Source organism: Pseudomonas sp. FBCC-B35 (assembly GCF_059133755.1).
The window spans coordinates 1,339,928-1,364,368 of sequence record NZ_CP101439.1 but is presented as its reverse complement, the minus strand read 5'-3'; the positions used below and the strand labels follow the sequence as shown (position 1 = coordinate 1,364,368).

The 24,441-nt window shown below is 63.6% G+C and carries 24 protein-coding genes and 1 pseudogene; 11 read left to right on the top strand and 14 right to left on the bottom strand.

What is annotated here, in order from left to right:
- Positions 1–35 precede the first annotated feature (35 nt).
- Positions 36–995 (top strand): alpha/beta hydrolase, encoded by a 960-nt coding sequence (locus tag NMB38_RS06115; protein WP_027914300.1) that lies wholly within the window; start codon positions 36–38, stop codon positions 993–995.
- A gap of 63 nt (positions 996–1,058) precedes the next feature.
- On the top strand, positions 1,059–1,841 hold the full coding sequence (locus tag NMB38_RS06110) for a hypothetical protein (RefSeq protein ID WP_027914299.1): 783 nt from the start codon (positions 1,059–1,061) through the stop codon (positions 1,839–1,841).
- A 91-nt stretch (positions 1,842–1,932) separates the two neighbouring features.
- Here NMB38_RS06110 and prmB read toward each other — a convergent pair whose 3' ends face one another.
- Positions 1,933–2,841, bottom strand: a complete 909-nt coding sequence (prmB, locus tag NMB38_RS06105) for a 50S ribosomal protein L3 N(5)-glutamine methyltransferase (protein ID WP_027914298.1) — start codon at positions 2,839–2,841, stop codon at positions 1,933–1,935.
- A 181-nt stretch (positions 2,842–3,022) separates the two neighbouring features.
- On the opposite strand from prmB, the gene NMB38_RS06100 reads away from it, so the two are divergent.
- From NMB38_RS06100 to NMB38_RS06080, 5 genes are all read left to right on the top strand, one after another.
- Positions 3,023–3,613, top strand: a complete 591-nt coding sequence (locus NMB38_RS06100) for a cysteine hydrolase family protein (RefSeq protein WP_027914297.1) — start codon at positions 3,023–3,025, stop codon at positions 3,611–3,613.
- Between the two features lie 81 nt (positions 3,614–3,694).
- Positions 3,695–4,015, top strand: a complete 321-nt coding sequence (locus NMB38_RS06095; protein WP_027914296.1) for a hypothetical protein — start codon at positions 3,695–3,697, stop codon at positions 4,013–4,015.
- 262 nt (positions 4,016–4,277) lie between these two features.
- Positions 4,278–4,838 carry a Smr/MutS family protein gene (locus NMB38_RS06090; protein ID WP_023535332.1) on the top strand — a complete coding sequence of 187 codons (561 nt, stop codon included), beginning with the start codon at positions 4,278–4,280 and terminating at the stop codon, positions 4,836–4,838.
- Positions 4,839–4,907: 69 nt separating this feature from the next.
- Positions 4,908–5,453, top strand: a complete 546-nt coding sequence (gene folE / locus NMB38_RS06085) for a GTP cyclohydrolase I FolE (RefSeq protein WP_023535356.1) — start codon at positions 4,908–4,910, stop codon at positions 5,451–5,453.
- Positions 5,454–5,514: 61 nt separating this feature from the next.
- Positions 5,515–5,886 carry a glutaredoxin family protein gene (locus NMB38_RS06080; RefSeq protein WP_028687831.1) on the top strand — a complete coding sequence of 124 codons (372 nt, stop codon included), beginning with the start codon at positions 5,515–5,517 and terminating at the stop codon, positions 5,884–5,886.
- 69 nt (positions 5,887–5,955) lie between these two features.
- Here the strand turns inward: NMB38_RS06080 and NMB38_RS06075 are convergent, their stop codons facing one another.
- Entirely contained in the window at positions 5,956–6,558 is a 603-nt protein-coding gene (locus NMB38_RS06075; RefSeq protein WP_028687830.1) for a glutathione S-transferase family protein, read from the bottom strand.
- Positions 6,559–6,703: 145 nt separating this feature from the next.
- Here NMB38_RS06075 and NMB38_RS06070 point away from each other — a divergent pair, with 145 nt between their 5' ends.
- Positions 6,704–7,894 (top strand): benzoate/H(+) symporter BenE family transporter, encoded by a 1,191-nt coding sequence (locus tag NMB38_RS06070; protein WP_027914294.1) that lies wholly within the window; start codon positions 6,704–6,706, stop codon positions 7,892–7,894.
- A 54-nt stretch (positions 7,895–7,948) separates the two neighbouring features.
- Here the strand turns inward: NMB38_RS06070 and NMB38_RS06065 are convergent, their stop codons facing one another.
- Positions 7,949–8,653 (bottom strand): methyl-accepting chemotaxis protein, encoded by a 705-nt coding sequence (locus NMB38_RS06065; RefSeq protein ID WP_494355077.1) that lies wholly within the window; start codon positions 8,651–8,653, stop codon positions 7,949–7,951.
- A gap of 204 nt (positions 8,654–8,857) precedes the next feature.
- A pseudogene (locus NMB38_RS06060) lies at positions 8,858–9,337 on the bottom strand (methyl-accepting chemotaxis protein); the annotation flags it as partial.
- Positions 9,338–10,390: 1,053 nt separating this feature from the next.
- Between NMB38_RS06060 and NMB38_RS06055 the strand changes: the two are divergent.
- Entirely contained in the window at positions 10,391–11,338 is a 948-nt protein-coding gene (locus NMB38_RS06055; protein ID WP_059183221.1) for an IS110 family RNA-guided transposase, read from the top strand.
- 328 nt (positions 11,339–11,666) lie between these two features.
- On the opposite strand, the gene NMB38_RS06050 is transcribed toward NMB38_RS06055, so the two are convergent.
- A complete protein-coding gene (locus NMB38_RS06050; protein WP_027914292.1) occupies positions 11,667–12,428 on the bottom strand; it encodes an SDR family oxidoreductase in 762 nt (253 codons plus the stop codon).
- Between the two features lie 175 nt (positions 12,429–12,603).
- Between NMB38_RS06050 and NMB38_RS06045 the strand changes: the two genes are divergently transcribed.
- Complete coding sequence (locus tag NMB38_RS06045; RefSeq protein WP_494354922.1) at positions 12,604–13,605, top strand: NADP-dependent oxidoreductase; 1,002 nt, start codon at positions 12,604–12,606, stop codon at positions 13,603–13,605.
- 69 nt (positions 13,606–13,674) lie between these two features.
- On the opposite strand, the gene pyrF is transcribed toward NMB38_RS06045, so the two are convergent.
- The gene (gene pyrF, locus NMB38_RS06040) at positions 13,675–14,376 is read right to left on the bottom strand and encodes an orotidine-5'-phosphate decarboxylase (protein WP_494354921.1); all 702 of its coding nucleotides are present in this window, start codon (positions 14,374–14,376) and stop codon (positions 13,675–13,677) included.
- A 215-nt stretch (positions 14,377–14,591) separates the two neighbouring features.
- On the opposite strand from pyrF, the gene NMB38_RS06035 reads away from it, so the two are divergent.
- Complete coding sequence (locus NMB38_RS06035; RefSeq protein WP_023535343.1) at positions 14,592–14,759, top strand: DUF2897 family protein; 168 nt, start codon at positions 14,592–14,594, stop codon at positions 14,757–14,759.
- A gap of 55 nt (positions 14,760–14,814) precedes the next feature.
- On the opposite strand, the gene NMB38_RS06030 is transcribed toward NMB38_RS06035, so the two are convergent.
- The 8 genes from NMB38_RS06030 to gmd form a co-directional block, all read right to left on the bottom strand.
- Positions 14,815–15,150 carry a ComEA family DNA-binding protein gene (locus NMB38_RS06030; RefSeq protein ID WP_181074449.1) on the bottom strand — a complete coding sequence of 112 codons (336 nt, stop codon included), beginning with the start codon at positions 15,148–15,150 and terminating at the stop codon, positions 14,815–14,817.
- Between the two features lie 561 nt (positions 15,151–15,711).
- On the bottom strand, positions 15,712–17,730 hold the full coding sequence (locus tag NMB38_RS06025) for a polysaccharide biosynthesis protein (protein WP_023535319.1): 2,019 nt from the start codon (positions 17,728–17,730) through the stop codon (positions 15,712–15,714).
- 102 nt (positions 17,731–17,832) lie between these two features.
- Positions 17,833–18,837, bottom strand: a complete 1,005-nt coding sequence (locus tag NMB38_RS06020) for an MraY family glycosyltransferase (RefSeq protein ID WP_104925932.1) — start codon at positions 18,835–18,837, stop codon at positions 17,833–17,835.
- Positions 18,834–19,805, bottom strand: coding sequence for a UDP-glucose 4-epimerase family protein (locus tag NMB38_RS06015; RefSeq protein WP_132579058.1), 972 nt, complete (start codon positions 19,803–19,805; stop codon positions 18,834–18,836). The genes NMB38_RS06020 and NMB38_RS06015 overlap by 4 nt, the downstream gene beginning before the upstream one ends.
- A gap of 75 nt (positions 19,806–19,880) precedes the next feature.
- Positions 19,881–20,990 carry a glycosyltransferase family 4 protein gene (locus NMB38_RS06010; RefSeq protein ID WP_027914286.1) on the bottom strand — a complete coding sequence of 370 codons (1,110 nt, stop codon included), beginning with the start codon at positions 20,988–20,990 and terminating at the stop codon, positions 19,881–19,883.
- Positions 20,987–22,129, bottom strand: coding sequence for a glycosyltransferase family 4 protein (locus NMB38_RS06005; protein WP_132579059.1), 1,143 nt, complete (start codon positions 22,127–22,129; stop codon positions 20,987–20,989). Before NMB38_RS06005 ends, NMB38_RS06010 begins: the two co-directional genes overlap by 4 nt.
- Entirely contained in the window at positions 22,126–23,022 is an 897-nt protein-coding gene (locus NMB38_RS06000; protein WP_494354920.1) for a GDP-mannose 4,6-dehydratase, read from the bottom strand. The genes NMB38_RS06005 and NMB38_RS06000 overlap by 4 nt, the downstream gene beginning before the upstream one ends.
- Positions 23,022–24,053: a GDP-mannose 4,6-dehydratase gene (gmd, locus tag NMB38_RS05995; RefSeq protein WP_027914283.1), complete on the bottom strand. Its 1,032-nt coding sequence runs from the start codon at positions 24,051–24,053 to the stop codon at positions 23,022–23,024. Before gmd ends, NMB38_RS06000 begins: the two co-directional genes overlap by 1 nt.
- Between the last annotated feature and the right edge of the window lie 388 nt (positions 24,054–24,441).

Genomic DNA, 24,441 nt, shown 5'->3' with positions numbered 1-24,441 from the left:
TCAAAGTGCTATCTCCCCCTGTGTAGTTGCGCACGATGCCGCGTTTCATTGCCCTGTTTTGCCTGCTGTTGACCAGCCTTTGCCATGCCGCCACCCCCACCGTCCTGCACCGCCCCATCGACCTGGACACCGGTCAGGGCGTATTGCACGGCAGCCTGCTGTTACCCCAGCAGGACACGCCGCCGCCGGTGGTGCTGATCATCGCAGGCTCCGGGCCCACCGACCGCGACGGCAACAACCCGGCCGGCGGGCGCGTGGACAACCTGAAGCGCCTGGCCCTGCTGCTGGCCAATGCAAACATCGCCAGCGTGCGCTACGACAAGCGCGGGGTGGCCGCCAGCCAACCGGCCACGCCCGATGAGCGCGACCTGAGCGTGGAACGCTACGTTGCCGATGTGGTGGCTTGGGGCCACAAGCTCAAGGCCGACCCCCGCTTCGGCCCCTTGATCCTGATCGGCCACAGCGAAGGTGCGCTGATCGCCAGCCTGGCCGCCGAGCAGGCCGGGGCCAGCGCAGTGATCAGCCTGGCCGGCAGCGGCAGGCCCATGGCCGAGGTGGTGCGTGAGCAGCTGGCCGAGCGCCTGCCGCCTGCGCAGCTGGCCCGTGGCAGCGCCCTGCTCGACCGCCTGGAAGCTGGCCAGACCAGCCTGGACGTGCCCGCACCACTGCGCCAAGTGTTTCGCCCCAGCGTGCAGCCCTACCTGATCACCTTGTTCCGGCAGGACCCGGCAGCCGCGTTTGCGCGGCTGTCCATGCCGGCGCTGATCGTGCAGGGGCGCAACGACGTGCAGGTGGACGTGGCGGATGCGCAGAAGCTCAAGGACGCCAAACCCGATGCCCACCTGGTGCTGATCGAGGGCATGAACCATATGCTGCGCATCAGCCCCAAGGACATGAGCGAACAGCGCGAGAGTTACCAGAACCCCCAGTTGCCGCTGGCACGGGAGCTGGGCGAGCAGATCGTCGCGTTCATTCGCCAGTTGCCACCGGCCTGATCGACGGGCTCAGGTCTGCGCGCAGGCGGCCGATACAGCGTGCATAGCCAAGGACATGTCCTGATGACCACACCACCTGCTGCCACAGAGCCGGCTGAAGAGCCCCAACACACCCCCGCCCTGCCCTGGGCGGACCTGGCCGTCGAACATCACCAGTTGCTGCGCCTGGCGCCCCTGCCTGGCGACCGCGCGACCGGCGCCCGCCCCCTGCGTTTCGTGCAGTTCGGCTATGCCGAGCGCCACGACCCGGCCCACAGCCTGCTGCGCATGCAGATTGGGTTGCCCGACCAGAAGGTGCACAAGGGCCATAACCGGGTGGACATACGCGTAGATCACCAGACGAAGCGCGTGTACCTGGGGGACGAGCATGGCCTGCAACTGGAGCCGGTCAATCGCGGCCTGGGCCGCTTTTTGCTGGCCCAGGCTGCCCAGTGGCTGCAGCGCAAATGGCCGAATTACCGAGTAGAGGCTTTTGCGCTGCCGAGCAAGGATGCGCTGGAGGAGGACTCGCGCCTGCGCCGGGACCAGTGCCTGCGTGGGGCAGGCCTTGAGGTGCACTACGAAGACGGGCAGGTGCTCAAGGGCCGAACGGCCGAGACCCGGGTAGACCAGTTGGAGGTAGGCTGGAACAGCGAGCGCGTGCAGCGCCTGGGCCTTCTGGATGCAGCGCAGTTGCTGCAGCAGGCAGACCAGCAGTTGCAGGAAGGCGAAGCCCGCTTGCGCGAGCGCGACGAGCGTGTGGCCAAGTACCAGCGCGAAGACAGCGGCTTGCGGTTCACCATCACCTGCCTGGTGGCCTTTGCACTGTTTCAGGCCGGGCTGCTGATCTGGATCGCCACGCGTTGAAAGCCTGGGGCCGGCGTTGTGCGAGCCTCAGGTGGTGTGAAGACGGCTTGGGCGGAACGGGCGCCTGGCACCCGTGCCCCCCCACTCGGCCTCAGACGCGGCCTTTGAACAACGCCTGATGCTGACGGCACTGCTCGGCGGTGAGCATGAATACCCCATGCCCGCCGCGCTCGAACTCGAGCCAGGCGAAGTCGACTTCCGGGTACAGCGCCTCGACATGAACCTGGCTATTGCCCACCTCCACGATCAACAAGCCCTTTTCGGTCAGGTGATCGGCCGCTTCGGCCAGCATGCGCCGCACCAGGTCCAGACCATCGGCACCGCAGGCCAGGCCCAGCTCCGGTTCGTGGTGGTACTCGGCCGGCATGTCGCCGAAGTCTTCGGCGTCCACGTAGGGCGGGTTGGACAGGATGAGGTCGAAGCGCTGGCCCGGCAACCCCTCGAAACCATCGCCCTGCACGGTGTACACCCGGCCATCGAGGCCATGGCGCTCGATGTTCTGGTTGGCCACTTCGAGCGCTTCGAACGACAGGTCGGCCAGCACCACCTCGGCCTGCGGGAAGACGTCGGCGGCGACGATCCCGATGCAGCCGGAGCCGGTGCACAGGTCCAGAATGCGGGCTGGCTCAGCGCCGAGCCACGGCTCAACACGCTTTTCCAGCAGCTCGCCAATGGGTGAGCGCGGCACCAGCACGCGCTCGTCGACGATGAACGACATGCCACAGAACCAGGCCTCGCCCAACAGGTAAGCGGTGGGCACCCGTTCTTCGATGCGGCGTTTGAGCAGGTGCTGCAGCTGTACACGCTCGGCATCCTCGAGCATGCAGTCCAGGTAGCTGTCGGCCACCTCCCACGGCAGGTGGACTGCCCCCAGCACCAGCAACCGGGCTTCATCCCAGGCGTTGTCGGCACCGTGGCCGAAGAACAGGTCGTGCTCATGGAAGCGGCTGACCGCCCAACGGATGTAGTCGCGCAGCGTGCGCAGACGGGATGTGATCACGGGAAACTCCTAATTCAGACTGGCCGAAAGTCTAACAGCCCAGGCCCTGGATTTGTTCCCTGCAATCGCCTGTACGGTAGCCACAGGCCAGCAACCACGCCGCTTGCGTTGTCAACCATTCCCATTGTCGCCAAGGCAGGGGAGAATAGGCGTACAAAAGCCCTATACCAAGGAGCCCTTGATGTCCGTTCCAACCACGATGTTCCGCCTCACTGGCCGCGATTACCCGCCGGCCAAGCTGAGCCAAGCCAGCCTGATCATCATTGATGCGCAGAAGGAGTACCTGACCGGGCCCCTGGCGCTGTCGGGCATGGATGAGGCCGTGGCCAACATCGCCAGGTTGCTCGACGCCGCGCGCAAGAGCGGCCGTCCGATCATCCATGTTCGCCATCTGGGCACCGTTGGCGGGCGCTTCGACCCCCAGGGCCCTGCAGGTCAGTTCATTCCGGGGCTCGAACCGCTGGAAGGCGAGACCGTGATCGAAAAACGCATGCCCAATGCCTTCAAGAACACCAAGCTGCACGAGACGTTGCAAGCACTCGGCCATCTCGACCTGATCGTCTGCGGCTTCATGAGCCACTCCAGCGTCAGCACCACCGTGCGCCGTGCCAAGGACTATGGTTACCGGTGCACCCTGGTGGAAGATGCGTCGGCCACCCGCGACCTGGCTTTCAACAATGAGGTGATTCCAGCGGCGCAGATCCACCGGTGTGAAATGGCCGTGATGGCCGACAACTTCGCCTGCGTGGCGCCGACGGCCAGCCTGATCTGATCCGATCAGGAGGGTGGCGGCAGGCAGGAACCCGAGGTGTGTTTGTGGGTCCAAGGGCCCAGACCCCAACAGGAGAGCAGGATGAAGCTTAAAGGCAGTATCGACGCCAAGCGCCTGCGCCCGCGCCAACCGCGCAGCTGGGGCGCACGCCTGGGTGCTGCGCTTGCCGCGCTGCTGGCCACCCTTGGTGTGTTACTGGCCATGGCCGGCGTGGCCGGGCTGCTGGGCAACTACCCTGCCCTGGCCGAACTCAACGCCAACAAGCCGCTTGCCGCCACCTTGACGGTGGTGGGGCTGCTGATGCTGTGGCTTGGCGTACGCTTCTGGCGCCTGAGCCGCATTCGCATGCGCCGTGCTCGGGAGCTGAACATGTCGCCCCACTTGATGAAGAAGCATGAGTGAGGTTCCTGCAACCGCAGCCCCCCTGTAGGAGCGGCCTAGCCGCGATGGGGCGCGCAGCGGCCCCAGGATTTCAGCTTGGCCGCCTAGATCGCCGGGGCCGCTGCGCGTCCCATCGCGGCACTAGGCCGCTCCTACATTAGCTCACCGTCTCCCTTAGCTCACCGTCCCCCTTAGTAGCCCGCCGTCGCCCTTCCCCACCCGACCACCATGGCTGCACACCGCCGCGCACTCGCGTAAACTATGCCGCCCACGCGGAGGCATCATGCAAGACGACGATTTTTCCCTGTTCAAGGCCGAAGTGCGCGGCGTCAAGCCGATCACGCACGACCGTGCCGAGGTCGGCAAGCCCAAGGCCGATCGCCAGAAACTGGCCGGCCTGCGCCAGTCGGCGACCGTGTCCAGCGACAAGGCATTGGTCATCGATGGCATGTCCGACCAGTTCGTCATCGACGTGGGCGCCGAAGACGAACTGATGTGGCGCCGTGACGGTGTCCAGGAAACCCAGCTGCGCAAGCTCAAGCTTGGGCAGATACCGTTCGAAGGCAGCCTGGACCTACACGGCATGACCGTGGAAAAGGCGCGCGAGACGCTTTGGGATTTCATCGCCGAGGCGACGCGCCTTGAAGTACGCTGCGTGCGGGTCACCCATGGCAAGGCGGCACGCCTGGACGGCAAGCGCCCCATGATCAAGAGCCACGTCAACACCTGGCTGCGCCAGCACCCGCAAGTGCTCGGCTTTGCCTCCTGCAGTGCCCGCCACGGTGGCACCGGCGCGGTCTATGTGATGCTCAAACGAACCATGCTCGAAGGCCGCGACGAGTAACGCCGCGCTTGCAGCGCCGCCCTTGCCGCCGTAACCTTCGTTTTTGCGATTTTTCCCACAGGTAGATCCATGTCCCTGGAACAGAACTACACCGAGATCCTCAGCCAGATTGGCGAGGACGTCTCCCGTGAGGGCCTGCTCGACACGCCCAAGCGGGCTGCAAAGGCGATGAAGTATCTTTGCCGCGGTTATGAGCAAACACTGGAAGAAGTGACCAACAACGCGTTGTTCAGTTCCGACAACAGCGAAATGGTGCTGGTCCGGGACATCGAGCTGTATTCGATGTGCGAGCACCACATGTTGCCCTTCATCGGCAAGGCCCACGTGGCCTACCTGCCCAAGGGCAAAGTGCTGGGCCTGTCGAAAGTGGCGCGTATCGTCGACATGTACGCCCGCCGCCTGCAGATTCAGGAAAACCTCAGCCGCCAGATCGCCGATGCCGTGCAGCAGGTGACCGGTGCCGCCGGCGTTGCCGTGGTCATCGAGGCCAAGCACATGTGCATGATGATGCGCGGTGTGGAGAAGCAGAATTCGAGCATGATCACGTCGGTGATGCTGGGTGAGTTCCGCGCCAACGCGGCCACCCGCAGCGAGTTCCTCAGCCTGATCAAGTAACCGGCTGCGTCACCCAGGCCGACCCCTGCCGGTCGGCCTTTTTCATTTCAGGAGTTTGTACATGATCGTCAAAGCCCTGCGGGTTGGCCTCGGCCAGCTTATCGTATTCGGCGACTGGGCCAGCCGCCCGGCCAAGCGCAAGCGCGACCCGGCGGCCCAGGCCCGCGTGGACGAGGCGGCCAAGGGCCTGGCGCTCTACCAGTTCCATGCCTGCCCGTTCTGCGTCAAGACCCGCCGCACCTTGCACCGCCTGAATGTGCCGGTGGCGTTGCGCGATGCCAAGAACGACCCTGTCCACCGCCAGGCCTTGGAACAAGGCGGTGGCCGGATAAAGGTGCCCTGCCTGCGCATCGAGGAAGCGGGCAAGGTGACCTGGATGTATGAGTCCAAGGCCATCATTGCTTACCTGGATGAGCGGTTTGGCAAGGGTTGATTCAGCGGTGGCGGGTGCAGCCTTGGCACCCGCCAGCGAGCCAGGTCGCTCCTACATGTTGCTCGTGAATCAGCCCACCATCGGCACATGCCGCGGATGGCTGCTCACCCTCTCCAGCCAGGCACGCACGGCCGGGTAGTCCGCCAGGTCGAAACCGCCTTGCTGTGCCACATGGGTGTAGGCATACAACGCCACATCGGCGATGGAATACTGGTCACCTACCAGGTACGGCGTCACCTGCAACTGCCGCTCCATCACACGCAGCGCCTTGTACCCGCCCTTGTGCAACTTGCGGTACTCCTCCACGCGATCATCCGGCAGCCCCAGGTAGAACTGGATGAAGCGGGCCACAGCGATATACGGCTCATGGCTGTATTGCTCGAAGAACTGCCACTGCAAGACCTGGGTGCGCAGGCGCGGCTCGGCGGGCAGGAACTCGCTGCCGTCGGCCAGGTAGTTGAGGATGGCATTGGATTCCCACAAGTAACTACCGTCCTCAAGTTGCAACACCGGCACCTTGCCGTTGGGGTTCATGGCCAGGAACTCGGGCGTCTCGGTCTCGCCCTTGAGAATGTCCACGGCGTGCCACTCGTAGGGCCGCCCCAACAGGCTGAGCATCAACTTGACCTTGTAGCAGTTACCCGATTGATAATCGCCGTAAACCTTGTACATCACCCCTACCCCTGCAATGCCGTCATACCAGAGCGCCTGATAGTTAACGACTGTACGGTTAAAAGCAATGATCGCTGTATCGCTGCTGTCACCTCGCCTGGCGTTAGTCTGAAAACCACGGCGTACACCCTTACAAGGATTTTTCATGACCGATGCCACTTCCGCTCGTCTTCGCCCCCTGGCAGATACCTCGCCCTCGGCGGTGGTCGCAGGCTTCATCGCCATGCTCACCGGCTACACCTCCTCGCTGGTGCTGATGTTTCAGGCCGGGCAAGCGGCTGGCCTGACCACCGCGCAGATATCCTCCTGGATCTGGGCGCTCTCGATCGGCATGGCGGTCTGCAGCATCGGCCTGTCCCTGCGCTACCGCACGCCCGTGACCGTGGCCTGGTCCACGCCCGGCGCGGCGCTGCTGATCACCAGCCTGGGCGGGGTGAGCTACGGGGAGGCGATCGGGGCCTACATCACCTGTGCTGCGCTGGTGCTGATCTGTGGGCTGACCGGCAGCTTCGAGCGCCTGGTCAAGCGGATTCCTGCCTCGCTGGCATCGGCGCTGCTGGCAGGCATCCTGTTCAAGATCGGCAGCGAAATCTTCGTCGCCGCCCAGCACCGCACCTTGCTGGTGCTGGGCATGTTCTTCAGCTACCTGTTGGTCAAGCGCCTGTCCCCGCGCTACTGCGTACTGGCCGCTCTACTGGTGGGCACGGCCCTGTCCGGTGCCTTGGGGCTGCTGGACTTCAGCGGCTTCGCCCTGGAAATGGCAACGCCGGTATGGACCACGCCGCACTTTTCGCTGGCAGCCACCATCAGCATCGGCATTCCGCTGTTCGTGGTGGCAATGACCTCGCAGAACATGCCGGGCATTGCCGTGCTGCGGGCAGACGGTTATCAGGTGCCGGCCTCTGCGTTGATTTCAACCACCGGCCTGGCTTCGTTGCTGCTGGCGCCGTTCGGCTCGCACGGGGTGAACCTGGCCGCCATCAGCGCGGCCATCTGCACCGGGCCGCATGCCCATGAAGACCCGAGCAAGCGCTACACCGCGGCCGTGTGGTGCGGCGTGTTCTACGGTGTAGCCGGCGTGTTCGGAGCGACCCTGGCAGCGCTGTTCGCGGCCTTGCCCAAGGAACTGGTGCTGTCGATTGCGGCGCTGGCCCTGTTTGGCTCGATCATGAATGGCCTGACGGTAGCCATGAGTGAAGCGCGCGAGCGTGAAGCGGCCGTCATCACCTTCATGGTCACGGCCTCGGGGCTTACGCTGTTCTCCATCGGTTCGGCCTTCTGGGGCATCGTGGCCGGTGTACTGGCCCTGCTGATCCTGAACCCACGCAAGGCGTAAGACACCCGCCCATGGCAGGCTCTACGCCGGCGGAGCCCTGCCAGGGCGGCGCCATCACAGCCTGAAGTGCCCCACCATGCCCTTGAGGTCGGTGCCGAGCTGCGCCAGCTCGACGCTGGACCGGGCGCTGTCCTGCATGGCCAACGCAGCCTGGTCGGCACTGCCACGAATTTGCGTGACGCTGCGGCTGATTTCTTCGGCGACCGAGCTTTGCTGTTCGGCGGCGGCGGCGATCTGCTGGTTCATCTGCTGAATCAACGACACCGCTGCAGCAATACTGCCCAGCGCGCTTTCAGTGTGCAGGGCATCGGCCACGGCCAGGCGCACCAGCTCCGTGCTGCCGCGAATCTGCGCGACGGACTGCTGCGCATTGTCGCGCAGGCTGGCCACCAGGGTTTCGATCTGCTCGGTGGACTGGCGCGTGCGCCTGGCCAGTGCACGCACCTCGTCGGCCACCACTGCAAAGCCGCGCCCCTGCTCGCCGGCCCGGGCCGCTTCGATGGCCGCGTTGAGGGCCAGCAGGTTGGTTTGCTCGGCCACGCTCTTGATGACTTCGAGCACATCGCCAATGGTATGGATTTCAGAGCTGAGGCTCTCGATGCCCGCGCTGGCGGTTTCGGCTGCGGCGGCCAACTGCTCAATGCGCTGCATGCTCTGGCGCACCACATGCTGCCCCGAATCGACCTTCTCGTCCGCAGCCTGCGCCGCTTGCGCGGCTTCCTCGGCGTTGCGCGCCACATCGTGCACGGTAGCCGTCATCTGTTGCATTGCCGTGGCCACTTGTTCGGTCTCTTCCTTCTGGCTGCCGACTTCGCGGTTGGTCTGCTCGGTCACGGCCGACAGCGCCTGGGCGTTGCCGGCCAACTGCTCGATGCCTTGCTGCAAACCGCTGACGATGCCTGACAGGCCGGCGGCCATCTGCTGCATGGCCTGCATCAGTTGCCCCACTTCATCGCGGCGCGGGGCGACGGGCTCGAACGCCAGTTCGCCGTCGGCAATGCGTTGCGCACGGGCAATCACATGTTTGAGCGGGCCAACTACGGCGCGGGTGATCAGCCAGGCGGCCAGCACGCCCACCAGCAAGGCCAGCGCGGTGGCGATGGCGATGGCCACCGTGTTGCGCTGCAAGTCGCCTTGCAGCACGCGCTCTTCGGTGAGGTAGGCCTGATCGACGCGACTTGTGACGTGCTCGGCCGAGGCCTGCAACTGCGCTTTGAGGCCTTGTTCGCTGGCCAGTTGGTCGGTGTATTCGTTGAGTTTTTCGGAGAAGCTGCCAATGTGCCCCGCCACCTCGTTGAGTACGCTCTGGTAGCCACTGTCGGTGACAGCCGCTTGTAACTGGCCCACAAGGCTGGCGGCCTCGACCGTTTGCGCGATGCGCGCCTGGCTGACGTCGTCTTCGCCCTTGCGGCTTTTCTCAAGGCGCACCCGGGCTTCATCCATGGCCTGGAGCATCAACCGCGAGACCTGCGCCACCTGCGCGGCCTGCTCCAGGAACTCACCGCCCTGCTGGCCTTGTGATTGCTTGAGGGTATACACCCCGTCATCAGCCAGGCCGGATTGCAGCACGTCGAGGTTGTTGGCAACGCTTGAGACCGACCAGCTGGCGGTATCGAGCGCCAGTTCCTTGGCCTGCACCGCGCCGACGAACGCTTCGAATGCCTGCCCATAGGCGGCCAGCTCGGGCTCGGCTGCGGCCAGGGCCGGCAGTGCACGAGCGCGCTCGACCAACCCTTGCAAGCCGGCGCGCAAGGCTTCGGCTTGCTTGATGTCGGAGCGCAGTGCAAATGCCTGTTCGTGCTGGCGCAGACGCAACAGGTCGGTATTGAATTGTGCCAGCGCGCGCAGGCTGTCAAAGCGCTGTCCGACACTGTGCAACGCCGCGATACCGATGGCAGCCACCGCCAGGGTCAGCAGCAACACCAGGGTGAAGCCCAGCGCGAGTTTGCGCGCCATGCCCAGGTTGGCCAACACACCGTGCTTGCTCGCGCCCATGCCGATTCCCCTTGTGGGTGTCAGGTTATCCCGAACGCCAAGGGTGGCAACGTTGCCAACCCCTGAACAAGGGCCTGACGTCAGAATAGTGTCAAATAGCTATGAGTATGTCGGTAATGGGTTTGTAGGAGTCGCCCTACGTATGAAAGGCAGGGATGGGTGGCCGGATGTTGTCTGGCAACGACGGTGGTTGGCGAAGGCAGGCTGGGGTGCGCGAGGGATGAAGATTTGCGGCTCGGGGCGGAGAACTTGGGGCCGCTGCGCAGCCCATCGCGGCACAAGGACCGCTTGTGTCTTGATTAGAGATTAGAATCTGGAGTGAGAGCGGTGAATGGCAAGCTGAAGGCCGCAGGTGCCTTGAGCACGAGTGGGAGCACAAGCTGCCATTCACCGTTCCACTTTGGCGAGAGCCCGAACAGTTGGACGCGGCTCTGATCTCGAATCACAAGCGTGGGCCAAGCCAAAGTCCTCTCACAGTGTTGAGTTTAGGAGATTTAGGCGATGGTTTCCTACCTGGGTATCGATGTTTCTAGTCTTTCGCTTGATGCTGCGGTACGGCCTCAGGGCACCAGACTTCATGTAAGCAATGATCCGGCGGGATTCGAAGCGTTGCTCGATGGCCTTTGCGGTCTCAGCATAAAGCGTGTTCTGCTGGAGGCCACAGGTGGCTATGAGCGTAATATCCTGAGGTTCTTGCAGGACGCGGGCTACAAGGTCATACGCGTCAATCCCAGGCGAGCCCGAGCGTTCGCAGAATCCATCGGAGTCAAAGCCAAGACCGACGCCATCGATGCCGAAGTACTGGCCCACTACGCTGAGGTCATTCCAGACCAGCCCACCCTGCGGATCAGCCCGGAGCGTGCGCTGTTGCGAGAATTGCTGCAGCAACGTGATCGGCTGGTTCAGCAGCGTGATGACGACCGCAGGCGCCTGAAACAGGCGCAGTTCAGCGCGGTGTCCGACTTTCTGAAAGCCAACCTTCAGCACTTCAAGTCGCAGATCAAGCTGATTGAGCAAGCGATCAGCCAGCAAACGGAAGCCCTGAAAGATGAACGGGTTACTCAGCTGGTCCAGGTCAAAGGCATTGGGCTGGTAACGGCGGGCAAGCTGATAACACTTCTGCCAGAACTGGGGCGTGTAGAGTCCAAAGAAATAGCCTCGTTGGTCGGGGTGGCGCCTTTTAACCACGACAGCGGAAAATCCGTGGGCAAACGCTCTATCTCGGGCGGGCGGTTTGAGGCCAGGCGATCGTTGTATATGTCATGCCTTGTGGCGATAAAGTACAACCCAGCACTCAAGGCTCGTTATGAGGCGCTGCGCGGACGCGGGAAAGTTGCCAAGGTCGCCCTCGTAGCCTGTATGCGGGTATTGATCGTACGGCTCAATGCCATGCTAAGGACGGGCAAGCCTTGGCTTGATCTGGTCTTGCCACAGCCTATGCGGACCTAGAGCAGGAAGCCGACGTAACTCATACAAGAGCGGGCTTGCCCATCAATCCAATACCGCGCTGGATGGCACGGGCTTCGCCCGTGGCCGCGCGACAAGCGCGCCCCCTGGGGGGCGGGCTAGATTTTAAATAAATCGGGCAAGACAGTTGCTCCCACAAAAGTGCAATCTACAGGCTACTGAGCCCCGTGTGGGAGCGGCCTTTCCGGGGCGCCGGACCGGCCGCGATGGGGCGCGCAGCGGCCCCAGGATGTCAGCGTAATAATGCCTCTTCAGACAAGTGCTCAGCCCCTGGCAGCCTTTGGGCTTCATCCACCACAACCTCACCGATTCAAATTGCCGTGGCCCCTCCATCCACCGTCAGACAGTGCCCAGTGGTAAACGCCGCACCATCGCTGCACAGGTACAACACCGCACTGGCGATTTCGGCCACGGTGCCGATGCGCCCTACCGGGTGCATGGCGGCAGCGAACTCGGCTTTGCGGGGGTCGGCTTCATAGGCACGGCGGAACATGTCCGTATCGATCACGGCCGGGCACACGGCATTGACCCTGATGCCCTTGCGGGCATATTCGATGGCGGCAGACTTGGTCAGCCCGATCACGGCATGCTTGGACGCACTGTAGATGCTCATCTTCGGCGCTGCGCCCAACCCCGCCACCGAGGCGGTATTGACGATAGCGCCGCCGCCCTGGGCCAGCAGTAGCGGCAGCTGGTATTTCATGCACAGCCACACACCTTTGACGTTCACGCCCATGATGGCGTCGAACTGCGCCTCGCTGCCGTCGGCCAGCTTGCCCTGCTCGATCTCGATGCCCGCATTGTTGAAGGCATAGTCCAGCCGGCCATAGGCGGCGACCAAGTGCTCGTGCAGCTGGCGGACTTGGTCTTCGCGGGTCACGTCGCAGGCGATGAACAACGCCTCGCCACCTGCGGCCCGAATCTGCCCGACCGTTTCCTCGCCGCCCACGGCGTCCAGGTCGGCGACCACCACCTTCAGGCCCTCGCCGGCAAAGGCCAGCGCCGTTGCCCGGCCGATGCCCGCCCCGCCCCCGGTGACCAGTGCTACCTGGCCCGAAAAACTCATGCTCATGCCGCGCTCCTGTCAGGGCCTGTGAGGCACACGAGCATAGCCAGCCGCTGGTAAGGCCGCAGCATCATCACATGGACATTTATAGGACCATGCTTGTCAGTGATGTTGAGGACCTGCTTTCATCAACAAGGTAGATTTATCCTCTTGTGCACATTCCATTCTTCAAGGACCCGTCATGACCCAGACCAATCGCCGCTTCCTGCTCGTCAAACGCCCGGTCGGGGCGGTAACGCGTGAAGACTTCAAGTTCGAGACCCTGCCTGCCGAACAACCCGGTGAAGGGCAAGTGATGGTGCGCAACCTGTACCTTTCCCTGGACCCGGCCATGCGCGGCTGGATGAACGAGGGCAAGTCCTACATCCCGCCGGTTGCCTTGGGGCAGGTGATGCGCGCCCTGGGCGTGGGCGAAGTGGTTGCGTCCAACCACCCGGACTTCAAGCCTGGCGACCATGTGAACGGCGCATTGGGCGTGCAGGATTACTTCACCGGCGAGCCCCAGAACCTGCAGAAAATCGACCCGAGCCTTGCGCCCCTGCCCCGCTACCTGTCGGCCTTGGGCATGACCGGCATGACGGCGTACTTTGCCTTGCTGGAAGTGGGCCAGCCTAAAGCCGGCGACACCGTGGTGATCTCCGGCGCCGCGGGTGCGGTGGGCAGCATTGCGGGGCAGATCGCCAAGATCAAGGGCTGCCGCGTCGTGGGTATCGCGGGCGGTGCCGAGAAATGCCAGTACCTCAAGGATGAACTGGGTTTTGACGGCATCATCGACTACAAGGCCGAGGACGTACAGGCAGGCCTTAAGCGCGAATGCCCGAAAGGCGTTGACGTATACTTCGACAACGTCGGGGGCGAGATTCTGGATGCGGTGCTGACGCGCATCAACTTCAAGGCGCGCATCGTGATCTGCGGTGCGATCAGCCAGTACAACAACAAGGAAGCGGTCAAAGGCCCGGCCAACTACCTGGCGCTGCTGGTGAACCGTGCGCGCATGGAGGGCTTCGTGGTGATGGACCACGCCAAGGACTACGGCAAAGCGGCCAAGGAAATGGCCGGCTGGCTGGCCAATGGGCAGGTCAAGAGCAAGGAAGACGTGGTGGACGGCCTGGAAACCTTCCCAGACACCCTGTTGAAACTGTTCAACGGGCAGAACTTCGGCAAGCTGGTGTTGAAGGTGTAATGACTGACTGGACGCACGCCTTTCAGGTCCCGATCCGATGACGGTGCCTGAAAGGCGTGCGGCTCAGGCTCAGCCGCGAATCTCGGCCACTACCGCTGCCAACGCTTGGGCCGGGTCGGCGGCCTGGCTGATGGGGCGGCCGATTACCAGGTAGTCCGAGCCAGCGTCCAGGGCCTGGCGCGGCGTGAGGATGCGACGCTGGTCATCCTGGGCGCTGCCTGCCGGGCGAATGCCGGGGGTGACGAGCTGCAGGCCAGGGTGAGCGGCCTTGAGCGCCGGGGCCTCCAGCGCCGAGCACACCAGCCCGTCCATACCGGCCTTTTCGGCCAGCGCCGCCAGGCGCAGTACCTGTTCTTGCGGGTCTACATCCAGGCCGATACCGGCCAGGTCTTCGCGCTCCATGCTGGTGAGCACGGTCACGCCGATCAGCAGAGGTTGCGGGCCGCTGCGCCTGGCCAGTTCTTCACGGCAAGCAGCCATCATGCGCAAGCCGCCGGAGCAATGCACGTTGACCATCCATACGCCCATCTCGGCAGCGGCCTTGACGGCCATGGCCGTGGTGTTGGGGATGTCGTGGAATTTCAGGTCCAGGAACACTTCGAAGCCTTTGTCACACAGGGTTTCGACAATGCCCGACGCGCTGCTGGTGAACAGCTCCTTGCCCACCTTGACGCGGCACAGCGCAGGGTCCAGCTGGTCAGCCAGCTTCAGGGCGGCTTCGCGGGTAGGAAAGTCCAGGGCGACGATCAGGGGCGTCTGGCAAGCAGGCATGGCAGGGTCTCTTGGCAAGTCGGAAACGGCGCGCATTGTAAACGATGTGACGCAGGCTGGGGGGCCGCTGGCCCAGGAATTGGTCGGACGGTGGGCCAGGATGTGGGCCGGTGGGTGCTGGGCCTGCGTGAGGCGCCGTACCATTGAACCAACGAAGCGGCGCCTGGCTCAAAACAGGTGAGCAAGCCGCTTACATTCGCAACAGGAGAAGGAAAATGCCTTGGTATGCCTGGCTGATACTCATCGTTGCCATTGGCTCGATCGTCGGCGGTTTGATGATGCTGCGCGACACGGCCAAGAAGCTGCCGTTGACTGACGAGCAGTTGCGCAAGGTTCATGAACGCAACGCCGAGGCCGATGCCCGGGATGCTCAAGACCGCTGAATGCGGTTGATGGCCTTTCAATGAGCGGGCCTGTCGAAGGCCCGCCCCTCTGTACTTATTGCACTTTCAGTTTGTCGCGGTTGCGTTCTAGCAGCGCATTGCCGATGCCTTTTATCTCGAGCAGTTCATCGACCGACGCGAATGGCCCGTGGGCTTCGCGGTAGGCGACGATTGCCTCGGCCTTTGCCTTGCCGATGCCGTTGAGTTCTTTCTGGAGCGTCAGGGCATCTGCGCTGTTGAGATCGACCAGCGGGGTTGCTGACTGGCTTGCCTGGGCGACCATCGCCATGGGTTCGACCATGGTCGTGGCATTGGTCGGTGTTGCGTTTACGGTGAACGAAAGGCTGGCGATGAGTGGGAGCAGCAGCGCGGTGAGCAGGTTTTTACGCATGATGAAGACTCCTAGGGTTGGTCGTTTCTGGCAGCCTGTTCCTTGGGCTGCGGGGTTAACCCTAGCGCTGGAGGTGGGGGGTGGGACAGGGTTGGGGGTGGGGTAATGGTTACTGGATTGGTCGGGGGTGGGCTTAGGGTGGGGGGTGGCTGGAGAGGTGGGATCGGTTGAGTTGGTGAGGTGTAGCAGGGTTTATTGGGGGAGAGGTGATAGATGGGGAATGGGGCTGACGTGCTGGGGGCTTGAGTCTGACAGGAGGGTCGGGGTAGTCGCTTGGGGGTTAGGGTGTGTGATGTGGTGCTGAATGCGGGGGTGCTGGGTGCCCTACGGGGTAAGAGCCGCGGAGATGGTGGGCGCGCTTTAGATCTTGGGGCCGCTTTGCGGCCCATCGCGGCGCGAGGCCGCTCCCACAGGTCCGGGTAGGCCTGTGCTTCACGCCGTGTCATCGCCTGCCTAGCACCGCATCTGAAGGCTAACGCCTCCCGGGGTAGGAGCGGCCTCGTGCCGCGATGGGCCGCAAAGCGGCCCCGGGGCACCGAGCCCAATCGACGGCTCAAGCACTTACCGCTCCACCGGCCCCTGGCGACGCTGCAAATAAACCCAGTCCACGATATCGCCCTGCGGCGAATACCCGTTCACCATCTCGCGCAGCAACTGCCGCACGCGGGTGAAGTCGTCCTCGGCCACCGCCGCCAGCAACAGCGTCAGCCCTTCGCGCAACCGTTCCCACGCCAGGTAGTCCTCGTTGGCCGCCATGATCATCGGGTGCGCGGTGGGGGATACGTCGTCGCCGATCAGCAGCTCCTCGTACAACTTCTCACCCGGCCGCAAACCCGTGAACTCGATGGCGATGTCGCCCTGAGGATTGGACGAGCTGCGCACGCTCAAGCCCGACAGGTGAATCATCTTCTCCGCCAGCTCGACGATGCGCACCGGCTCGCCCATGTCCAGCACGAACACATCCCCGCCCTGCCCCATGGCCCCGGCCTGCACCACCAGTTGCGCCGCCTCCGGGATGGTCATGAAGTAACGGGTGATCTTGGGGTGGGTAACCGTCAGCGGGCCACCTGTCTTGATCTGCTGGTGGAACAGCGGAATCACCGAACCGGACGAACCCAGCACGTTGCCGAAACGCACCATGGTGAAGCGGGTCTTGTTCACCCGCGCGATCTTGTTGCAATCGCCATACAGCACCGGCGCCGCTTCCCGGCTGAGCGCCTGCAGGATCAACTCGGACAGTCGCTTGGTGCTGCCCATCACATTGGTCGGGCGCACGGCCTTGTCGGTGGAGATCAGCACAAAGTTGGCCACCCCGGTCTGCAATGCCGCCTGGGCCGTGCACAAGGTGCCGTAGACGTTGTTGAGAATGCCTTCGGCGATGTTGTGCTCGACCATCGGCACATGCTTGTAGGCAGCTGCATGGTAGACGGTGTCTACGCGCCAGGTGCTCATCACATCGACCAAGTGTTGCTGGTTGCGCACCGAGCCCAGGATCGGCAGCAACTGCACCGACAGCGATTCGCGGGCCACGCGCTGCTCCAGCTCGCTGAGGATGCTGTACAGGTTGAATTCGGCATGGTCCAGCAGCAGCAAGGTCTTGGGCCCGAGGCCGATGATCTGCCGGCACAGCTCGGCACCAATGGAGCCGCCGGCACCGGTCACCAGCACCACCTGCTTGTGAATGCAGCGCTCCAGCAAGCCTTCCTGCGCGGGCACGGGGTCACGCCCGAGCAGGTCGGCAATGTCCACGTCCTGAATATCGTCCACCTTTACCCGGCCAGTGGCCAGGTCGGCAAAGGCCGGCACGCTTCGCACGTGCAGGGGGTACGGTTCGAGCAGGGCGAGAATCTCTCGTCGCCGCGCGCGGGTGGCCGACGGCAGTGCCAGCAACACCTCCTGGGCGCCGGTTTCCTTGAGCATCTGTTGCAGGTGCTTGGGCTTGTAGACCTGCAGCCCGGAGATGACCCGGTTGGCCAGGTCGCCGTCATCGTCGAGGAAGGCCACCGGGCGCATCACCCGGCCCATGCGCAACGCCGCCAGCAGCTGGTTGCCGGCGGTACCTGCACCATAGATGGCTACCTTGATCTGCCCGTCGTCGCGGTTGGCGAAAGGGATCTGATGGGCGCCGGTGAACCAGTCGCCCAGGAAATACTGGCGCATGATCAGGCGCAAGCCGCCGATGATCACCATGCTCAACCACCAGTAGTTGAAGATGATCGAGCGCGGTACCACCACCTCGTGGTTGCTGTACCAGTACACCACCACCGCCAGGATCAGCGAAGACAGGGTCACCGCCTTGATGATCGCCACCAGCGCATCGTTGCCGAAGTAGCGCATCACCGCCCGGTACATGCCGAAGCGGATGAACAAGGGGATGGCCACGCACGGCGCGGCCATGAACAGCCAGGTGTGCTCGACGATGGGGTTGTACATTTCCTCCACGCCCAGCCGCACGATGAACGACAGCCACAGCGCGAACCAGATGAGGGCAATGTCGGCACACACCTGGATCAGGCGTTTCTGCCGGCGTGACAGGGTGACCAGAAATTGCCGCAGCCTGTCGTTCTTCGCATTGCTCATCGGGTTTTCCTCATGGCTACGCCATCTTGTGAAAATGACCAGAGCGACTGCCGAACATACAGCCCTGTACAACCCTGATTGCGCCCGCCTTGCTGGAGCATGCTATTCCTTCTCCCCTGCCCGGTAGGCAACTGCCAACAGTATCAGAGGGGCATAGGCCACCAAGGTTCCGGTTGCCCCATCAAGTTTGAGCACCACGACGACCAACGCGACGGGCAGCAGCCAGCCCAGGTTGATGGCCGCCACCGCCAGGCTCACCGGCCGGTGACGACCGTGGCGCCGCGAGGCGTACTGGTAGGCATGGCTGCGATGTGCTTCGTAGACCCTTTCACCGCGTAGCAAACGGCGCGCCAAGGTGAAGGTAGCGTCTACCACGAATACACCCAAAAGTATTAACCACCCCCAGAAGAGTAGCGGATCTATCCAACCTGCCACGATTGCCAGCAAACCCAGCACGATGCCAAGAAAACCACTGCCCGCATCGCCCATGAAGATGCGGGCAGGCGGGAAGTTCCAGATCAGGAAACCGGTGACGGTGGCGGCCAGCAGCAGCGGTAGCCACGCAGCACTCGGCGCACCCGCCAGCCAGAACAGCACGGTGCCGCCCAGGCACACGCAAATGGCTTCGATGCTGGCAATGCCATCGATGCCGTCCATGAAGTTGTAGAGGTTCAGCAGCCAGACCAGGTACAGCAGCCCCAGCGGCGCGGCTAGCCACAGGGCATGCAACGGCCAGCCGAACACGCTGATTGGCGGCAGACCACCCAGCCAGGCCAGCCCCCAGGCGGCTGCGGCGAAATGGCCCAGCAGGCGCCAGCGCGCGGCAATGTGCCCGTGGTCGTCCATGAACCCGATTACGGCCACCAGGCCCCCTGCCCCGAGGATGCCCACCAGCACCGACGGCGCCACGTACCCGGCCCAGCCCAGCACCAGCACACCGACCATGAAGGCCACGACGAAGGCCACCCCCCCGCCCCGGGGCGTGGGCAAGGTATGCGAACTGCGGGCATTAGGGATGTCCAGCAGGCTGCGCGACAGCGCGTAGCGGCGCAGTGCGGCCGTCATCAGCCAGGTGGCGATGCCTGCCACGATGAGGATGGCGGTCATGGGCGGTGGTTCTCCTTGAAGGCGTGCGCGGTGGCGGCCAGGCCTTGCTCCAGCGTGTAGGGCGGTCGCCAGCCCAGCAGCTGGTGGTTCTTGGTGATGTCCACTTGCAGCGAGCCCAGCAGGCGCTGGGCCAAGTCACGTCGCCCCAGCAGCGCGGCGCTCGTTTGCAACAGCGCGGCGGGCACCGGCACCAGGCGGGCTGGACGGCCCAGCGCCCGGCCGAGGGCCCGCAGCAGCTCGCTCAAGGATACAGCCTCGCCATCACTGGCCAGGAACGTCTGGCCCGCTGCCGCTGGGTGATCCACACAGGTGATGACCAGATCGACCAGGTTGCCCAGCGAGACCAGGCTGCGGCGGTTGTGTACCGCCCCCAGCGGCAGGGGCACGCCACGCTCCAGCCAGCGCATCATGCTCAGGAAGTTGGCCTTGACGCCCGGGCCGTAGACCAACACCGGCCGGATCACGACGACCTCCATGCCCGTTTCGGCGGCTACCGCCTGCAACCCCTGCTCGGCCTCGTGCTTGGAAACGCCATAGGCGTCCTGGGGCGCGGGGGTATCATCGGCATGCAGGGGCCGGCCCGGCTGGCTGGTTTCGCCATTGACCTTGATCGAGCTGATGAAAATGAAGCGGCGCACGCCCGCAGCCGCCGCCTGGCGGGCCAGGTTGAGCGTGCATTGCACGTTCACACGGCGAAACTCGGCCAGGCTGTCGGTGGCGGTTTCCTTCATCACATGCACACGCGCCGCCGCGTGCACCACGACGTCTACATCGACAAGGGCCGCCTGCCAGTCGGTATCGGCGCTCAGGTCCGCAACGGTGACCGCGTCTATGCCTGCCAGAGGCGATTGGCTGCTGGGGCGCAAGGCGGCGCGGGGCGTAAGGCCTTCGACCGTCGCCAGGCGCTGGCACAGGGCGCTGCCGACAAAGCCCGAGGCCCCAGTGATCAATAACGTGCGTCGTTCCATGAAATCCGTTCTCGGTTCACACCGGCAAGGCCGGCATGCGGCGATCTTCGCGCCCGTTGTGCCTGACTGACCGGGCTACAACAGGCTGCGATACAGCTCGGCGTAGGCATTGGCCATGGCCGATGCGGTAAAGACGTTCTCGAAGCGTTGCTGGGCGGCGGCACCCATGGCCTGGGCCTGGGCCGGGTCGTCCCACAGCTGCTGCATGGCCTGGGCCAGCGCCGGTGCATCGCGCGGCGGTACCACCAGCCCGGTCTGGTCGGCCAGGTTGATGAAGGTGGTGCCGGAGCCCATTTCGCAGGAGATCAGCGGCTTGCCGTACATGGCCGCTTCCAGCAGCGAGATGCCAAAGGACTCCGAACGCAGGTGCGACGGGAAGGTAAAGGCATAGCACAGTTCCAGCAGCGCCACCTTGTCTTCGTCCGGCAAGCCACCCAGGAACTGCACCTGGCTCAGGCCCGCGTCGCTGGCCTGCTGGCGCAGCTGCTGCTCCAGGAAGCCGCCGCCCATGATGACCACGGGCAAGCCGCTGATACGCGCGGCCTCCAGCAGGTAGTCCAGCCCCTTGTAATAACGCAGCGCCCCGACGAACAGGAAGAACCGTTCGCCCAACCGTTGCCGCCAGTACGCCAGCTTTTCGGCGCTGGCTTTGGGGTACGTGGACCGGTCCAGACCATACGGGATGATCGACACCTTGTCCTTGAACTGGGTCAATACCGGGCTGTGCGCCGCATAGTTGGGTGAAGACGCCACAATGCGGTCGACGCTGGAAAAAAAGCGGTTCATCAGCGGCTGGTACAGCTTGAGCAGCCACTTCTGCTTGACGATGTCGGAGTGGTAGCTGACCACGGTCGGCTTGTTCAGCCGGGTGGCGAAGTGCACCAGGTCCATGTACGGCCAAGGGAAGTGGAAATGCACGATATCGGCCTTGCGGGCCAGTTCGGCAAAGTCCTTGAAGGCCGACAACGAAAAGCCGGTGGAGGCGACATGGAGGTCCAGCTTGGCACGGTGCGTGAGGTGGTTGGCCACCGGCTCGTTGCGGGCAGCACCACGTGAGCTCAGGTACAGCACCTCGGGCTCGATACCGTGGGCCTGGGTGCCTTCGGCGATCTGGAAGATCACCTGCTCGATACCGCCCATGGAATCGGGGTAGTAGGTTTTGAAAAAATGCAGAACCTTGATCATCGTTGCTTGACCGCTTGATACACCTCAAGGGTGCCTTGGGCACACCGTTCCCACGAGAAACCACCGGCATGCTGCAAGCCCTGGGCAATGGCCGTGGCGCGCCAGGCTTCGTCTTCCAGGCCCTGTTGCAGCAGTGCGGTCAAGCCGTCCACGTCATCGGGCGCGCACATGAGCGCTGCATGGCCTGCGACCTCAGGCAGCGAAGAGCTGTTGGAGCACACCACCGGCACGCCGGAGCTCATGGCTTCGAGCACGGGCAGGCCAAAGCCTTCGTAGTGGGACGGGAAGGTGAACAGCCGGGCGCCGGCGAACAGCAACGGCAAGTCTTCGCTAGGGGCGAAGCCCAGGTAGCGGGCCCAGCCCTGCTGCTGCGCCTGGGCGATGCGGGCGTGGATGGCCTCGCTGCGCCAGCCTTGGTAGCCGGTAAGGATCAGTGGCCAGCGTTGGCGCAGGGCAAGCGGTAGGCGGCCATAAGCGTCGAGCAGGTTTTCGATGTTCTTGCGCGGCTCGATGGTGCCCACGAACAGGCTGTAGCCACCAGGTTCGAGACCATGACGCGCCAGCGTTTGTGTGAGCGCCTGCGGGCTACGGGGATGGAACTGCGGCGAGCTGGCCAGGGGAACCGCATGAATGCGCTCAAGCGGCCAGTTGAAGTAATCGGCCAGCTCCTGGCGAATGTAATGGGACACCGTGATCAGCGCATCGGCCCGCTCAAGCGTCAGCAGGAGCTCTTTTTGCAAGTACCGGGCGATCTGCGGGGTATGGCAATGGGCCCAGGTGAAAGGCGACAAGTCGTGGAACGTGGCGACGCTGCGGCCTGCGAAGGGCGGCAGGTAAAAATTGGTGCTGTGGTAGATGAAGTCATCATGTCCACGCAATGCGCGCTTACGCAGAAACGGCATCAGCCGCCGGTAGGCTTCGACGGCCAAGGCGTTTTTCTGGACGAAACGCTTGAGCCCATGCACGGCATCGGACTGGTCTGCTGGCTTGAGAAGCGCTGGCACGAAGCTGCGCCCGGCAAACAGCCGCAGGTCGTCGATGTCATCGCACTGCTGCAGCCGCGAGGCCAGCTCGTAGGTGTAACGCCCGATACCGGTCAGCGGGAAGCGAACCGACTCGACGGAAAGAATGACCTTCATTGACCGGCGAGCATCCAACCCAGCGTTTCGTCCAGATCGGGTGTTTCCCAACCCGGCACCAGCGCCCGCAGGCGGGCGTTGTCGCCGCACAAGGTCTTGACCTCGTTGGCGCGCACGAACGCAGGGTTTACCTGCACGTCAAGCGTGTGCCCGGTGATGGCCGAGCACTTGGCGATGACTTCGCGCAGCGAATGGGTGATGCTGGAACTCACGTTCACGGTCTGGCCCACTGCCCGCGCCTCGATCAGGCCACGGTAGGCACGCACCACGGCGCGCACGTCGCTGAAGTCACGCCACACATCCAGGTTGCCCAGTTCGATGGCTGGGGCCTTGCGCTGGAAGTGCGAAACGATCTTGGGCAGCAGGAAGTTCTCGGCCTGCCCAACACCTGTGTAGTTGAACGGACGCGTGATGACGATCGGCAGCCGGTCGCACCACAGCTTTGCCATGTATTCCATCGCCAGCTTGCTGACGGCGTAGTCGTTGGCAGGTGCAGGCGGGGTGTGCTCGTCCAGCATCCCTTCGGAAACATTGCCGTAGACATTGGCACTGCTGGCAATGAGTACGCACTCTGGCGTTTTGCCGCAGGCCGCAATGGCTTCGAGCAGGTTGCGCGTGCCGATCAGGTTGACCTGATAGAAGGCATCGGCAGCGCCGTGCCCGACAAACGCAATGGCAGCCAGATGCACGATCACATCCGGCTGCAGTTCGGCCAGCAACGCACGCAGGCCCGGCCCATCGGCCAGATCGACCTGGTGGTAATCGGGCGCCGCCGAAGGCTGGCTCCCGGTACCGATCACTTCATAACCATTGGCCCGCAATTCGGCCGCCATGTAGCGACCTGTGAAGCCATTGATCCCGGTGACGAGTGCGCGTTTGCTGGCCATTTGCATCAGAACGAGAACCCTTTTTCGTTACGACGCAGGTCGGCTTCGACCATCATGCGGCACAGCTCTTCGAGGCTGGTTTTAGGCTCCCAGCCCAGTACCTGCTTGGCTTTGGCCGGGTTGCCGATGAGCAGCTCGACTTCGGCTGGGCGGTAGAATTTCGGGTTGATGACGACCAGTACCTTGCCGGTTGCAGCGCAGGTGCCTTGCTCGGCTTCGTCCTTGCCGCTCCAGTTGATTTCGATACCAGCGGCCTTGAAGGCCATGGTGACGAAGTCACGCACGGTTTCGGTGCGGTTGGTGGCCAGTACGAAGGTGTCTGGCTCGTCAGCCTGCAGCATGCGCCACATGCCTTCGACGTATTCCTTGGCAAAGCCCCAGTCGCGCTTGGCGTCGAGGTTGCCCAGTTCCAGCTTGTCCAGCAGGCCCAGTTTGATCTTGGCGACCGAGTCGGTGATCTTGCGGGTCACGAACTCACGGCCGCGCAGGGGCGACTCGTGGTTGAACAGGATGCCGCTGGTGGCGAAGAGGTTGTACGACTCGCGGTAGTTGATGGTCATCCAGTGGGCGTACAGCTTGGCCACACCGTACGGGCTACGCGGGTAGAACGGGGTGGTTTCGACCTGCGGGATTTCCTGCACCTTGCCGAACATTTCGGAGGTGGAGGCCTGGTAGAAGCGTACCTTCGGGTTGACGATACGGATGGCTTCGAGCAGGTTGACAGCGCCCAGGCCGGTGATTTCGGCGGTGGTCAGGGGTTGCTCGAAGGACACACCCACGAAGCTTTGTGCGGCGAGGTTGTACACCTCGGTGGCTTCGGTGGTTTGCAGCAGGCGGATGCTGGCCGACAGGTCGGTGAGGTCGTACTCGACCAGGTGCAGGTTAGGGTTGGTGTGGATGCCCAACTCCTCGATACGCCAGAAGTTAACCGAGCTGGTACGACGGTAGGTGCCGTAGACCGTATAGCCCTTTTCCAGCAGCAGTTCCGCCAGGTAGGCGCCGTCTTGACCAGTGATCCCAGTAACGATTGCTTTCATGCGACTTAACCAACTCCGATAGTGCCGTGCGGGCATGTGTGATTATTGGGGCTTGACGCGGCAGCTCCGAGCCGCGCGTACTCGCTTGCATGCGGCAGTATACATAGGTCGGGGGGAGTACTCGACTCACAAAGTACTGGCGCGGCGCCAGCTGCTGGTCAGGCCTTATTGAAGGGGTTAGGAACCGGCGCGGGAGAATAAGTTCCAGGGGGGAGAATGGCCAGTGCTTGGGGTGTAGGAATGGTCTGAATTTGGGTGGGTTCTAAAGGCTGGTCGTGTGGGAGCGGCCTTGCGCCGCGATGGGCCGCAAAGCGGCCCCAGGATTGCAGCTTCGCAGCGGATATCCCGGGGGCCGCTGCGCGGCCCATCGCGGCACGAGGCCGCTCCC